Annotated in this window: 11 protein-coding genes; 8 read left to right on the top strand and 3 right to left on the bottom strand. The window is 60.1% G+C overall.

Annotated features, from left to right (window positions below; all coding sequences use genetic code 11):
- The first annotated feature begins 97 nt into the window (after nt 1-97).
- From BQ17_RS01075 to pdxT, 7 genes are all read left to right on the top strand, one after another.
- A complete protein-coding gene (locus BQ17_RS01075) occupies nt 98-943 on the top strand; it encodes a hypothetical protein (RefSeq protein WP_089723913.1) in 846 nt (281 codons plus the stop codon).
- Between the two features lie 336 nt (nt 944-1,279).
- Nucleotides 1,280-2,770: an apolipoprotein N-acyltransferase gene (gene lnt, locus BQ17_RS01070; RefSeq protein ID WP_369406448.1), complete on the top strand. Its 1,491-nt coding sequence runs from the start codon at nt 1,280-1,282 to the stop codon at nt 2,768-2,770.
- Between the two features lie 300 nt (nt 2,771-3,070).
- Entirely contained in the window at nt 3,071-4,432 is a 1,362-nt protein-coding gene (locus tag BQ17_RS01065) for a UDP-glucose dehydrogenase family protein (protein ID WP_089723911.1), read from the top strand.
- A gap of 250 nt (nt 4,433-4,682) precedes the next feature.
- Nucleotides 4,683-5,846 (top strand): hydroxymethylglutaryl-coenzyme A reductase family protein, encoded by a 1,164-nt coding sequence (locus tag BQ17_RS01060; RefSeq protein ID WP_089723910.1) that lies wholly within the window; start codon nt 4,683-4,685, stop codon nt 5,844-5,846.
- A 163-nt stretch (nt 5,847-6,009) separates the two neighbouring features.
- Entirely contained in the window at nt 6,010-6,783 is a 774-nt protein-coding gene (locus tag BQ17_RS01055) for an HAD family hydrolase (RefSeq protein WP_089723909.1), read from the top strand.
- On the top strand, nt 6,773-7,654 hold the full coding sequence (gene pdxS / locus BQ17_RS01050) for a pyridoxal 5'-phosphate synthase lyase subunit PdxS (protein WP_089723908.1): 882 nt from the start codon (nt 6,773-6,775) through the stop codon (nt 7,652-7,654). The genes BQ17_RS01055 and pdxS overlap by 11 nt, the downstream gene beginning before the upstream one ends.
- 318 nt (nt 7,655-7,972) lie before the next feature.
- Complete coding sequence (gene pdxT, locus BQ17_RS01045; protein WP_089723907.1) at nt 7,973-8,668, top strand: pyridoxal 5'-phosphate synthase glutaminase subunit PdxT; 696 nt, start codon at nt 7,973-7,975, stop codon at nt 8,666-8,668.
- A 147-nt stretch (nt 8,669-8,815) separates the two neighbouring features.
- Here the strand turns inward: pdxT and BQ17_RS01040 are convergent, their stop codons facing one another.
- Nucleotides 8,816-9,565 (bottom strand): MlaA family lipoprotein, encoded by a 750-nt coding sequence (locus BQ17_RS01040; protein ID WP_089723906.1) that lies wholly within the window; start codon nt 9,563-9,565, stop codon nt 8,816-8,818.
- Between the two features lie 218 nt (nt 9,566-9,783).
- On the opposite strand from BQ17_RS01040, the gene BQ17_RS01035 reads away from it, so the two are divergent.
- Nucleotides 9,784-10,431 carry a DUF8196 domain-containing protein gene (locus BQ17_RS01035; protein WP_089723905.1) on the top strand — a complete coding sequence of 216 codons (648 nt, stop codon included), beginning with the start codon at nt 9,784-9,786 and terminating at the stop codon, nt 10,429-10,431.
- Nucleotides 10,432-10,479: 48 nt separating this feature from the next.
- Here BQ17_RS01035 and BQ17_RS01030 read toward each other — a convergent pair whose 3' ends face one another.
- Together BQ17_RS01030 and BQ17_RS01025 are read right to left on the bottom strand one after the other, a co-directional pair.
- Nucleotides 10,480-12,876 carry a DNA internalization-related competence protein ComEC/Rec2 gene (locus tag BQ17_RS01030; RefSeq protein WP_089723904.1) on the bottom strand — a complete coding sequence of 799 codons (2,397 nt, stop codon included), beginning with the start codon at nt 12,874-12,876 and terminating at the stop codon, nt 10,480-10,482.
- A gap of 116 nt (nt 12,877-12,992) precedes the next feature.
- A complete protein-coding gene (locus BQ17_RS01025; protein WP_089723903.1) occupies nt 12,993-13,373 on the bottom strand; it encodes a clan AA aspartic protease in 381 nt (126 codons plus the stop codon).
- Nucleotides 13,374-13,612: the final 239 nt, after the last annotated feature.

The raw sequence follows: 13,612 nt of genomic DNA, 5'->3' as shown, positions 1-13,612 counted from the left end.
ACCCTCTCCCGGCGGGAGAGGGGGCATAGTGGCCAGTGCCGTTGGTCATGTTCTAACTTAGATATTAACCACTACCCATGGAGCCAGGAGATAAGCCATGCAAATCGCCAATCCCATCTATGATGTCGTGTTCAAGTACCTGATGCAGAACAACGAAATCGCCACTCTGATACTCTCCACGATCCTGGAGCAAGAGATCCTTTCCCTGGATCTCCTACCCCAGGAAACCGCCGTGGCGCTGGAAAAGCGCACCTTCATCGTGTACCGGCTGGATTTCTCCGCCCTGATAAAAACCTCCGCCGGCGAAGAGAAACACGTGGTCATCGAGATCCAGAAGGCCAAATTCGCCGCCGACATCATGCGGTTCCGACGTTACCTGGGAGAACAGTACAAAAAAGCTTTTCCGGTCGAGGGCGAAAAGGCCCCGCAGGCAACCCCGATCATCAGCATCTATTTCCTCGGGTACAGGCTCGACCATGTGGCAGCCCCCGTCATCAAGGTCCTGCGACGTTATTACGACGCGGCCACCGGAGAGGAAATCCCGGACCGTGAGGAATTCATCGAGAGTCTTACCCACGACAGTTTCGTGATCCAGATCCCGCAGCTGGGGCCGGAGCGCAGAACGGCCACGGAAAGGCTCCTGGCCGTTTTCGACCAACACCGCAAAGTCGAGGGTGACCGGCACGTCCTGGACATCGATGAGGAAGCGTATCCCGAGGCCTACCGAAAGGTGGTGCGGTGGTTGAACGGCGCGGTTTCCGAGCCGCAAATCAGACGAACCATGGAGGTGGAGGATGAGATCCTGGCGGAACTGGAAGATATAGAGCGCCGGATGGTGGGGATGGAAAAGGCCCTTGAGGAGAAAGATCAGATCATTGGGGAAAAAGACAGGGCGCTGGCGGAAAAGGACCGGCTGATAGCCGAGCTGCGCGGTTCGCGATAGGCCCGCGTGGCACGGCGCAGTGTAACCATCCCTGGCTCGTTCCCACGCTCCGGAGACTGTGAAAGTATTGCTGGATTTTCAGAGCTTCAGGGGTGAGGTAATATCATTTCCAAAATTTATCCGAAATTTGCGTTCATTCGCGTTCATTTGCGGCAAAAAAGAATTCCCACCGCAAGAACCAAACCGCTGTTATCGGTACTTCGGCACTACTGTATTAGGCGGATAGAGCCAGCCAAGCTCGATCCGCTGGCGTTCGTTGAAGATTTGACCACATGGGACGCGGCTGATAGAAACGGCACCTGTCTTCCTCCGCAGGGTCTTCCAAAGGTGCCGTTCGTGATTTCCGGTCTTCCCCTTGCCGTTCGCATCCTACTCGCCGCGGCTGCGGGGGGCCTGGCAGTGCTCGCCTTCGCGCCCTTTTCCTTCTATCCCGTCGCTATTCTGTCCCTGGCCCTTTGCTACGCGCTGCTATCCGGATCGGGGCCGCGAGAAGGCTTGCTGATCGGCTGGGGGTTCGGGATCGGTCTGATGAGTTTCGGCATCTTTTGGATCCGCATCAGCACGCACGAGTACGGCAACATGGCCCCTTGGCTGGCCTATCTGTTGACCGCCTTGCTGATGGTCGTAGCGGCCTTCTACTATGGGATCGCCGGCGCCTTGACGGCCAGGCTCAGCGATGGCCTGCGCCTAAGTGGTCCCCTGCTGGCATTTCCCGCGGCCTGGGTCCTGACCGAGTGGCTGCGGGGCTGGCTCTTCACAGGTTTTCCCTGGCTTACCATCGGCTATACCCAGATCGACGCCCCGCTGGCAGGTCTGGCACCGATCGCAGGCGTGTACGGGATCAGTCTGGTGCTGGCCCTGTGCGCCGGGCTGCTCTGGTGCCTGATACGGCGGCGGGGGCGGGTCAGGTACGCCGCCCTCGCCGGGCTCGTCCTGAGCTGGCTCGCCGGCACCGCCCTCAAGGGCCTCGAGTGGACCGAGCCGGATGGTGCAGGCTTCCGGGCTACCGTGATGCAGGCCAATATCCCGCAGTCCCTGAAATGGGACCCGGACACGCGCATCGCCAGCCTGCGCGCCTATCTGGCGCTCACCCGCGAGCGCTGGGACAGCGACCTGATCCTGTGGCCGGAGACGGCGGTCCCGGACTTCCTGCATGAGGTACAGGATAGCTTCATCCAGCCACTGGCAGCGGAGGCGCGGGAACAGGGTACCGAGCTGGTGATCGGGATTCCGGTCATGGACCGCGAGGCGCGCCTTTACTTCAATGGTCTGATCAGTATCGGGACGGTCGAGGATGTCTATCGCAAGCGCCACCTGGTCCCCTTCGGTGAGTTCATCCCCTTCCGGGACTGGCTGGAACCCATCGCGCGGGTCTTCGAGGTCCCTATGTCGGACTTCACCGCAGGCGATGCCCCACGGCCGCTGCTGCGGGTGGGTGAGCACCTGGCCGGCGCCTCCATCTGCTACGAGGATGTCTTCCCCGCCGAGGTGATCGAGGCCCTGCCGGAGGCGGCCTACCTCATCAATGTCAGCAACGATGCCTGGTTCGGCGACTCCTTGGCGCCCCACCAGCATCTGGAGATGGCGCGTATGCGGGCCCTGGAGAACGAGCGTTGGCTCCTGCGATCCACCAACACCGGGATTTCCGCCATCCTCGACCACCGGGGACAGATCTTAGGTCGCGTACCCCTCTTCGAACGCGGCGCCTTTTCAGCCGAGATACAGCCGCGGCGAGGGGCGACGCCCTTCGTGTATCTGGGCAACCGGCTCGCCATCGGCCTTGCCTTTCTGATGTTGGCACTCTCGATTCCATACGCGCGCCGGTAGGAACCAACGGAGAGCCGCTGCGCAGCCGTGACAGAACCGCCAGGTCGTGTTGACAGTTAGCCCGCGGGTTGGACAAAGCGGAACCTGTCCCCCGGTGGGGGAGGGAGCTGGACCAAGCCCTGGAGGGGAAGGAATGACGATCATCATCGGGGTGAACCACGGATGAACACGGATCGACACGGATGAGGACGAATCCGTGTTTATCCGTGTCGATCCGTGGTTCAATACAGGGATATAGCGAGGAAGCGTAGGGTCCGCTGCGCGGACCTTCTACAAGGTCAACCCACCCTGGAACTTGCGATGGACGTGACCATTTTCGGCAGCGGCTATGTCGGCCTGGTGACCGGGGCCTGCCTGGCCGAAGTCGGTAACAAGGTGCTCTGCGTCGACATCGATCCCGCGAAGATCGCCGTGCTCGAGGGGGGTGGTATTCCCATCCACGAGCCGGGTCTCGAGGAATTGGTAAAGAAGAACCGTGACACGGGACGCCTGTCGTTCTCGACCGACGCGGCAGCCGGCGTTGCGCACGGGCTGTTTCAGTTCATCGCCGTCGGCACCCCGCCGGACGAAGACGGCTCCGCTGATCTGCGGCATGTGCTGACCGTCGCTCGGACCATCGGGGAGCACATGGATACCTATCGCATCCTGGTCGACAAATCCACGGTGCCGGTGGGTACCGCGGACAAGGTCGCCGAAACGGTCAGGGAAACCTTGGCCACACGCGGAGTGGACCTCGAGTTCGACGTCGTCTCCAATCCCGAATTCCTCAAGGAGGGAGCGGCGATCGAGGACTTCATGCGGCCGGACCGTATTATCGTCGGCACCGACAACCCGCGTACCGCCGAGCTCTTGCGTGCCCTCTATACCCCGTTCAACCGTAACCATGATCGGGTCATGCTGATGGACGTGCGCTCGGCGGAGCTCACCAAGTACGCCGCCAACGCCATGCTGGCGACCAAGATCAGCTTCATGAACGAGCTATCCAACATCGCCGAGGCGCTGGGCGCGGACATCGAAAAGGTCCGAATCGGCATCGGGTCCGACCCCCGTATCGGCTACCGGTTCATCTACCCCGGTTGCGGGTACGGCGGCTCCTGCTTCCCGAAGGACGTGCGCGCCCTGGAGCGGACGGCCCGGGCCATGGGATACGAGGCCCGGCTCCTGAACGCAGTGGAATCGATCAACCGACGCCAGCAAGGCGTCCTGTTCGAGAAAATCGCCGATCACTTCGCCGGCAGCTTAATGGGCCGCACGATCGCGCTCTGGGGACTGGCCTTCAAACCCAACACGGACGACATGCGCGAGGCCCCCAGCCGCAGGCTCATGGAGTCCCTCTGGGACGCCGGTGCCCGCGTTCGGGCCTTCGATCCGGTTGCAAGGGAGGAGGTCCTTCGAATCTATGGCGAGCGGGATGACCTGATCCTTACCCAAGACGCCATGTCCGCCGTGGAAGATGCGGATGCCTTGGTCATCGTCACCGAATGGACCGAGTTCCGCAGCCCGGACTTCGCGGCGATCGCGCGCAAGCTCAACCACCCCCTCCTCTTCGACGGCCGCAATATGTTCGACCCCAAGGTCGTTACCGCGGCGGGACTCACCTATTTCTCCATCGGCCGCCGACCGGCCGTACCGGCTACGTCCAGTGCACCTACGCGTATTTAGCACTCCGATGACTGGACCACCGTAGTAGCAACAGTATCTGCCCCTTGTCATAGGTATGCCCTCAATAATGGTCGTAGCTCGCGCCCCTAGAGCGCTGGCGAGGCAGGTTCTAAGGAAACAGTGTTTGAAGAGCTGTAAGACCTGGCAGGACTTGACCAGGTAACAAAAAGTGCTGCTCGTTCCTTGCTCTGCTTTTTACTGCCGGTGATTTGCAGCATTATGTGACCTGATGGTCTAACTGAGGTGATATATGATTACTTTGAAAAAATATAGAAAAAATTTTGATCAAAAGAGTATCGATTTAAAATTAAAGGCCCTATCAGAGCTTGTAGGATATCCTTTAGAGTATATTAGGCAAAGTCCGTACAACCCAGAATTGCTTCGAGGTAACATTGAGAATCCAATAGGATTTGCTCATATACCAATCGGGCTGGTCGGGCCGATTAATGTTGCAGGGGAAGTAGCTATAGGCTGTTTCCATGTGCCAATGGCTACAACAGAAGGTGCTTTGGTGGCGACATATGATCTAGGAGCTAAATTATTATATTCAATCCCTATCGAAGTGTCTACGGTAAAGAATGCGGTGCACATATCACCCATGTTCCTTCCTTCAAACCAGAATAACATAACCTCTTTTCATCAATTCATCATCGACCAGATGGACTCCATCAAGGCTATTGCAGAAGCCAATAGCAGCCACACGGCACTAATTGGCATTGACCAAGAAATCCTTGGCGACATGATTTTATTAAGGTTCAAATATGACACTTGCGATGCCCATGGTTTAAATATGATAAATCGCGCGACATTCAATGCTTGTCTGTATATTGAGCAACAAACTGGGGTTAGGTTTCACCATCGGTCACATTATAGTGGTGTTAAACACCACTCCCCATTGAATGAAAAGATTGGTTATGGATACCACGTAAAGGCATCTGTCAAGATTCCTGCATCTATACTCCGGCTGCTTCATGTTAATGCTGCAGATCTATACGATTTTTTTCAACGCTGCCTTATTAGTGCAAAACATGCCGGAATTCATTCAATGAATGTTCATGCCGCAAATGGCCTTGCTGCAATATTCCTTGCTTGCGGGCAGGATATGGCTGATATTAGTATGTGTCATGTCTGTAGGGACAGTTGTTCCATTGACGATAATGGATCCCTACATTGGGAGATCGAAATCCCGAATTTACTTATTGGTACGGTTGGAGGTGGCACTAGACTTGGAAGCCAGAAAGAGTGCCTCTCTATAATGGAGTGCTATGGTGAAGGAAAATCGCAGAAATTTGCTGAGGTCATTGCTGCGACCATTCTTGCTGGTGAATTCCCAACAGCTGCCGCAATTGTGAATCGTAGTTATGTCGATGCTCATAATAAATATGGAAGAAATAAGCACCAAAATAGAGCGTGAAGTTGCATTCCAATGCTATTAAACCGTCATTCCGCCAGGGATTAACGGAATCCAGTCATAGGGGTGTAAAAATTCTCACAATTTTCAAGGCTATCCGGTTCCGGCAATCCCGGTCAAACCAGCAGCATTTGCCTCAACTTAATGGTATTGAGGGTTAGCCCCCATGTCCGTACTCGCATTGGATTTTGACGGTGTCCTCTGCGACAGCGCCCGGGAGACCGGCATTACTGGCTGGAAGGCGGCGACGACCCTGTGGGAGGATATGGTAGAGGCAGTGCCGCCGCAGTCGCTCCTGGAGCATTATTGCCGCGCTCGACCGGTGATCGAAACGGGCTACCAGGCGATCCTGATGATGCGTCTACTCAAGGACGGGGAAGACCCGGAGGCGCTGCTCGAGACCTTTCCGCACCGGATCCATGAGGTGGTTGAAAGGTCCGGTACGGATACAGCAGGTCTGAAGCGACTGTACGGGGCGGTTCGCGACCGCTGGCTCCAAGCGGATCCGCAGGGATGGTTGGCGCTGAGCCCTCTGTACCCAGGGACGCGCCGCGTCTTGAACGCGCTCCCACCCGGAACCGACTGCTACATCGTCACCACCAAGCAAGAGCGGTTCGTCGCGCGGTTGCTGGAACACAAGGACGTGCGTTTCGATGCCGGGCATATCTTCGGTCTGGACCGCGGGATGTCGAAGGAGGCGGTAGTGCGCTATCTCATGGCACACTATCCTGGCCGCCCGATCCATCTGGTGGAAGACCGGCTGGCTACCTTGAAGCGATTTCTCGCCCGTCCGGACCTGGCGGTCGTCCGCCTGCACCTGGCCTGCTGGGGCTACAACACACAGGCCGAGCGCCGCGAGGCAATGGGCTTGAAAATCCACCTCCTGACGGCACTTAGCCTCCCAGAGCTCGCGAATACGGAGTACCACAGTGACCGCTGAACGACTTGTTTTGAATGCGCAGTTGGCACAGATGCTCAAGGGCGGCGTCATCATGGACGTGACCACGCCGGAGCAAGCCATCATCGCCGAGGAGGTGGGCGCCGTGGCCGTCATGGCCCTGGAGCGCGTGCCGGCGGACATCCGCAGCGAAGGCGGCGTGGCACGCATGTCCGACCCCGGCCTGATTCAGGCGATTCAGGCCGCCGTATCCATTCCTGTCATGGCCAAGGTGCGCATCGGACACTTCGTCGAGGCCCAGCTGCTCGAGGCGTTGAAGATCGACTATATCGACGAGAGCGAGGTGCTCACCCCGGCCGACGAGGAGAGCCACATCGACAAGACCCGGTTCTCCATCCCCTTCGTCTGCGGTGCCCGCAATCTGGGCGAGGCCTGCCGACGCATCGCCGAAGGGGCGGCGATGATCCGCACCAAGGGCGAAGCGGGCACCGGCAACGTAGTGGAGGCGGTGCGCCACATGCGCACCATGAATCGGGAGATCCGCACCCTCCACCACATGCCGCGGGAGGAGCTCACGGGTTTCTGCAAGGATCAGGGGCTCCCCTACGAGGTGGCGCTCAAGGTCCGGGAGGCCGGGCGGCTGCCGGTTGTGAACTTCGCCGCCGGCGGCATCGCCACACCGGCAGACGCCGCGCTGATGATACAGCTCGGCTGCGACGGCGTATTCGTCGGCTCGGGCATCTTCAAGTCGGGCGATCCCGCCCGCCGCGCCGCCGCCATCGTCCAGGCCACCACCTATGCCGACGACCCGGAAAAGATCCTGGAGGTATCCGCCGGCTTAGGCGAACCCATGGCCGGTATCGAGATCCCCAGTATCCCTAAGGAAGCGCGTCTGGCCGAGCGAGGCTGGTAACCAGTGCGAATGCGCACAAATACCGAAAACAAGAACCACGGATGAACACAGATAGACACGGATTGGTTCGTGTACTTGAAAATCACCGGGCCGAAACTCGGTGTGGTTCCGAAGTTCCGCAGGGCACGGCTGGAATGGAAACGGGTTGCATTGTAAATTCATCCGTGTCTATCGGTGTTAATCAGTGGTTCTATGCTGGATCGAAGAAGGTATGGCAGGAGCGCAAAAGCCCCTGTCCCGCCGGGAGAGGGGGTCAGAAACAGGAAATTCCTCCCTGTTTTCGTTAATTAGGCGCAGGTGTACCAGGGAATTCGCTCCATGTCGGGCATCATCGGGGTCCTCGCTCTGCAAGGGGGCGTGGTCGAACACTTGGCGCACCTCGCCGCCCTAGGCCTGCCGGCCAGGCGGGTGAGGCAGGCGGCGGACTTTGAGGGTCTGACCGGATTGATCCTGCCCGGCGGCGAGAGCACCTGCCTGAGCCGTCTGCTGCGCCGCTACGGGCTCGACCGCGAGATCGCAGCAGGCTTGCGGGCCGGACTCAAGCTCTGGGGCACCTGCGCCGGGGCTATCCTCCTAGCGCGGGAGGTGGTGGGCGAGACGGCAAGCTTGGGGCTTATGGATATCCGGGTCCAACGCAACGCCTTCGGCAGCCAGCTCGACAGCTTCAACCGCACCCTGCAGGTCCCGGCGGTCGCCCCCGAACCCATCCCGCTCACCTTCATTCGGGCCCCGAAGATCCTCCACCTCGGCACGGCCGTGTCGCCCCTGCTCGAGATCGACGACTATTGCGCCGCCGCGGAAGACCGCGACATCCTGGTCACCGTCTTCCATCCGGAGCTGACCCCGAGTCTCGCCTTCCACCGCTACTTCGCCGGCAAATGCGGAATCCCGCTCCCGCCCCGCGAAGACGCACCGGCGGACTGGCAAGCGGATTCCTGGGTTGACTACGCGCCTATTCCTTGTCACCCCAGGCATGCCGCAGGCGGTGCAGGACGCGGTCGATCCGCCGGATAACAAGGGTCGTGGGAAACTACGAATTACACGAATCCACGCGAATCTGTCGCCATCTGCTCCCGCAGGCTACGGGCAGACAGGTCAATTTTCCGCGGAGATGCGCGTGATTCGTAGTTTCTTGCGGTGAGAATAGAATATATCGCCGCTTCACCCAGCATCCGCCGCGGCATCGGCTTCGCCCAACTCGTCCTCCCAGTCGTCTTCTTCCTCGGGGGGGTTCCCGTCGAAGATTTTATTGCGGCGGTGCTGCAGGTAGGCATCGCGGGTGAAGGCGTAGGGATCGATGGCCGCCTCTTTCAGGAGGTCTCCGGCGGTCAATAGATCGGCCCGGGTGTCGGTGACGTCGAGGCCAGTCAGCCCCCAAGTAACAGGCCTATTATCGATATAAAATAATGGGTTGGCAGCGATGTCTCCGCCTAGCCCGATGGTGTCGCGTATGGTGCTGGGTCCTAAGAAGGGCAACACCAAATAGGAGCTGGAGTCGTCGCCCCAGTAACCGAAGGTCTGACCGAAATCTTCCTTGTAGCTCGGGAGCCCCATGTCGGTCGCTACATCGAAGAAGCCGAGTACGCCGATGGTGGTATTCACGGCCAGGCGCCCCAGATCCGATCCGGCCCGGGAAGGCTTGAACTGGAACAGATTGTTGAGCGCCGAGGTTACGTCCGCGAGGTTGTTGAAGAAGTTGGTGATGCCGCGGTCCACGGGCTCCGGCGTAATGGCCTTGTATCCCTTTGCAACGGGCTTCAAGATCGCATCGTCGACCACTTGATTGAATTTGTACATCGCACGGTTGTAAGACTCCATGGGATCCCTGGGGTCGGGGTCGCCGGGAACCGAGGCACAACCGCCGACCAGGACCAGCAGCAGGAGTAGACCGCTATTCCGAAGACCGTTCATGGACAAAGTATTTCCCCGACATTGTGTCTGTCATGTGGCGCCGGATAACGGCATGTTAGCACAACCTCATGGTTCCGAAGGCAAACAGCTGCTATCCTAATTTTGATCTTCCCTCCGTCCCGAACTAAGCGCTGTCAACGCGTCTCCGAAATCGGCGGCCGACCGCAGCCGAGTCCCCTGAGCGAGGGGAAAACCTTCAGCGACCGAAGATCGCTTTTATGATGGAAACTGCATTGAATTTCGAGAAAGTTTGGCAACTGTTCCAGGAAACAGACCGTAAGTTCCAGGATACGGACCGTAAGTTCCAGGATACGGACCGTAAGTTCCAGGATACGGACCGTAAGTTCCAAGAAACGGACCGTAAGTTCCAGGATACGGACCGTAAGTTCCAGGAAACGGACCGCATACTCCGGGAAACGGACAAGAAGATGAAGGCCCTGCAGGACCTGTTCGAGGGCCAGTGGGGCAAGCTGATGGAGAGCCTGGTGGAAGGAGATCTGGTTCACTTGTTGGGCAAGCGGGGAATCCAGGTCCAGGATACCTCGACCCGGCGCAAGGGATGTCGCAATGGGGAGAATTACGAGTTCGACATCATTGCGCACGATGGCGAGGAGATCGTCATCGTAGAGGTGAAGACGACCCTGCGGGTCGGCTTGGTCGACAAGTTCATCGAGCGCCTCCATCGAGCCAGGCACTACCTGCCCGAGTACAGCACCCATAAGGTGCTGGGTGCGGTGGCCTATCTGCGCGCGGAGCAAGCGAGCGACCAGTATGCGCAGAACCAGGGGTTATTCGTGATTCGGGCCACGGGCGACAGTGCCGCCATCGTCAATCCCGTGGGCTTCCAGCCCCGGCAGTTCGGATAGCGACAGCAGTTTCGGATGTTCCCCCTGCTTGCGGGAATGAATCGGATCTCAATCCCGTGCGCCCTTGCGGCTCGAAATCGAGTGGTTTGAAATCGGCTGCACGCGGTGGCTCCACAGGCGCTTGTGCTCCCGGCGGAATGACCAGGGTCCTTCGATGCCGGTAGGCCCGAGCCGAAAGCTAATGGCACCCGCACTCGCGGTGTCGAGCTGGGCGGCACCCTGGACCGCTACCCGCTCGCGCACCGCCGGGTTGGGCAGGCCGAAACGGTTCGCATAGCCGGCGGCATAGAGCACGAAGCGCGGCGCAACCGCTGCCAGAAAGGCAGTCCCTGTGGAGGTAGCACTGCCATGGTGGCCCGCTACCAGGATGGTGCTTGCGAGCCGCCCGTGTTGGGTCGCCACCAGCCCGTCTTCCACGCCGGCATCGATGTCCCCGGTCAGCAGAACACTGGAACCGGCGCCCGGTATGTTCACCCGCAGGACGCAGGAGCTAGGGTTGCCCTTGCGCCCGGCAGTAGCCGGGTAGAGGAGCTCGAAGTCCACCCCATCCCAGGTCCAGTCATTGCCGGCCAGGCAAGGACGCGCGCGCCCTCCCGGAAGCTCCCGCGGCTCCCCGCTGAGGATGCGGCCAATGGGGAGCTTGCCGTTCAGACCTGCGAATCCGCCCGCGTGATCCCGGTCCGCGTGGCTGATGATAAGGGTGTCGATGTGCCGCACGCCCTGCTGGCGGAGATAAGGGAGTACGACCGCGGTGCCGGTGTTGAAGCCGCTGGGAAACCGCGGGCCCGTGTCATAAACAAGGACATGGCGCCGGGTCCGAACGACGGCCGCAAGGCCCTGTCCCACGTCGAGCAGCGTAAACTCAGCGGTCCCCTCACCCGGCGCCGGCGGGCGGATCAGGGCCAACGGCAACAGGAACAGGGACCCAAGCCAGGCCCCGGGCAATCCCCGGGGAGCGAGCCACAGGAGCACCCCGATGAAGGCACCGACCCAGACCCAGACCGGACGCCGGGACACGGTCACCGCCGCCCAGTCCCAGCCGGAGACCGCCTCCAGCAGCTCGAATCCCCTCTCCAACAGCTGCGCTGTCAGGACCAGCGGCAGCTCCAACCCGAGTCCGGGTAACACGCCGAGCAGGCTCGCCGTCAGCACGACCGGCAGCAACACCAGGCTGAACAGGGGAACGGCAACCAGATTCACCAGCGGCGCGATCACGGGGGCACGGCCGAACAGGAGTAGCAACAGCGGCAACAGCCCCAGGGCCACGACCCACTGCGCCCGCCCCCAGTTGCGCCGGAACTTGTTCGTCCCGAGCCGCTGCCCGAAGGCGGCGAGCAGCACGGCCACGGCGGCGAAGGACAACCAAAAGCCGTAGGCAAGCACCGCCTGGGGGTCCAGGATCAGTACCCCCACCAGGGCCAGGACGATCCCGCTCGCCGGGCGCACGGTGCGGGAGGACAGCACCGCCCCCAGGATCACCGCCAGCATGATCAGGGCGCGCTGGGTGGAGACGGCGAATCCGGCTAAGGCGCTATAGGCAACCGCCCCGACCAAGGCGGCGATCGCGCCGGCCCGTGGGGCCGCGATCAGCAGGATCAGCCGGACACTGCGTGACCAGACCCAGCGGGACAGAAAGAACAAGAAGGCGGCCACCATACCCACGTGCAACCCGGAGATGGCGATCAGGTGATTGGTGCCCGTGCGCGTCAAGACCTCCCACTGCTCGGGCCCCAGCCCGGAACGGTCCCCCAGGACCAAGGCCTGCATCAGGGCCTCCCCGGTAGCGTCCGGTAGGATCTCCCGGATACGCTCACGCAACCCTTGGCGCCAGCGATCGATGACATAGATCCCAGGCCCGGCGTCCAGGCGCAGGTTCTCGCCCGCACCGCGGACGTATCCCGTGGCCTCGATACCCTGCTGGAACAGCCAGCGCTCGTAATCGAACCCGCCGGGATTGGCAAAGCCGTGGGGTAGTTTGAGGCGAGCGGTCAAGCGCCAGCGCTCACCGGCCCGGAGCGCCGGTACATCCCGGTACCAGTTCAGGCGCACCAGCCCCTCGAAGCCGATGGCCCGTCCATCCGCACGCGCGTACTCGACCTGGAACAGAAACCGCGCGCCGCCGTTGCCCGTTTCCCCCGGCAGGCCGGCAATCCTGCCGGTCAGCTCGAGATCCCGGCGCACCAGGGTCTCCGGAAAGGGCCCGCAGAGGACCTGGCAGACCTGAATCCAAGCCCACAGGAAACCGGCCAGGGCATAGGCGAAGGGCCGCAGCAACGGCCACCGCCAGGCCACCGCCACCGCGGGCACGGCAAGCAGGAGCGGAGACCACAAGGGCGGCAGAGATGGCAGTAGAAACAGGACGCCGACGCCGGATGCAAAGCCCAAACCGTTGGCGATCAGCCCTGGTTTTGAAGCGCGGAGTCGCAGCGGCCACAGAGCAGTCATCGAAAACAGGCTCTGCGTTTCTGCGGTTCATATGTGACTGGCAACCCCTTATTGTGTACCCGCCACTCATCGGTCTTGCGGAAAGCGGGAAGCGTCCAAAGCCACATGCCAGGCAATCATTTTACGATTGAGGTTGCAATATTCGGACTACCTGGATTCACGTCTAAGGTTCTGGTGAGTGGAACAACGATCAAATCCATATCTTCCATGGGAATCGCTCCAAGCAACGTCTGATCGCCCATAACCAAGGCACCGGCAAAACCGATCCGATTTTTAAATCTGATCTCAATCGGTCCGACATAGGGTACGAGTTTTCTTGTACCATCCGCTATGGTGACTTCCTTTTTATCGATCGCGTCTAATTTCAATTGGATTCTTATATGCTCCGGGATACAGAGATGGATAGCGCCGGTATCGGCTAATACCTCAGTTTCGATTGGTTCGATATCGGGTTTCCTCGGATTCCTAAGAGACAACTTAGCATTCACTAATCCCATCAGCGATTAACCCCTTGCAAATTCAGTTGTGTTGCACAATGCTAAACAGCCGCCGACCAAATAGGTCGGCTGGATTTTTCCGCTTTGTTTTTGGCTCTTTATTTCCGGACTGCTTTGGAGTGCGCCGGCAAAGCGGCGCGGCCGCGTCGAACCTCAGCCACCGGGGATACCAGCGGCGTTGGCCGGGAATCCGGGCCCTTCGGTTCCTCCCGCGCCGCGGCGACGGCGCTTTCCCCTGG

This window comes from Candidatus Thiosymbion oneisti (assembly GCF_900092655.1).
GTDB classification, from domain to species: domain Bacteria; phylum Pseudomonadota; class Gammaproteobacteria; order Chromatiales; family Chromatiaceae; genus Thiosymbion; species Thiosymbion oneisti.
This window is presented reverse-complemented; position numbering and strand designations above follow the sequence as displayed.